General features: G+C 38.2%; 1 protein-coding gene. It reads right to left on the reverse strand.

Annotation, left to right across the window (positions count from 1 at the left end; translation table 11 throughout):
• Nucleotides 1-253 precede the first annotated feature (253 nt).
• Nucleotides 254-1044, reverse strand: a 791-nt coding sequence (locus R7044_RS24350; RefSeq protein ID WP_140316215.1) for a helix-turn-helix domain-containing protein, incomplete at its 5' end; no start/stop codon positions are given.

Consider the following 1044-nt stretch of genomic DNA (forward strand, 5'->3'; position numbering starts at 1 on the left):
ATTTTTGACGAACCGTCATAATTGACACTTCGTCATAATAGATCAAAAAACAAACATTACAAGTATGAATTTATCCATAACGAAAAATTACAAAAATCTATAGTTTTATCATTAAAATGCAAAAACAAAGGCTAGACAAACTGATGTGCTGAAGATTTAGGCGAGAGATAGACGTTAAGCCAAGAGCTTACAAACTCGATATTTCCCAATACCTAAGATGCAAGCCATTGGCTCTGAGAGATAAGTGAATGGATTAAATTGAAAGGCTTGGTTTATCCCCTGCTGCTGCAATTGCGTAGCGAATATCGTCAATAAAACGAGATTCTGTTTCTACAATTCCATCAGAGAATGTCACTGGTTGATGTGGCCCAGCAAGTAGAACTACGTTTGTGAAGTCGGAAACATTAAAGTTTTCAGCGACAACATTCTTCGAGTGAAAATCAATCACCGTTTTCGCTACTTGATCTTCAAGCTCCAGCAACTGTTCTTCCGTAATTTTCATTCGCGCCAAAGCAACACGAACGCATTTATCATGTGTCGTTGTTTGCTCTTTGATTATCTCGGTGTACTTATCGTTTAACTTCGAGTTTTCTGCGTAGCTGTAGTACAGCGGGCCGTGCAACGTAATACTTTTGTTTTCATCTACGTAAACAAGGTCTAGCAACTCTAGTGCACCCAGATAATCAGACATGCTTTGCTCTGATAAGTCGTATTTTTTCTTTAAAATTGTGTATCCATCTTTTCCGCGCAACATCCTCAGTTCACGATAAAAATCGTAAAGATGTGGGAACTGAAAAAACACTTCATCTTGTGTTCGACTAAAATAATCTTCATCTTCACCTTGCAACTGATTGGCTAACTTTTGCAATTCATCCAATGTACAGTCAATCGCACGACAGTATTCAAGCAGTTTATCTAACGCGAGGTTGGTACTGGTTAAATGTCTCTTAAAAGTGGACAGTGGCATGCCCATTTTTTCAGATAGCTCTCGATATGTTAGCCCCTTTGTTTTAATCGCTTGTCGTAAAGCGGCTAGTAAATATT

Source organism: Vibrio sp. 1402, from assembly GCF_033340275.1.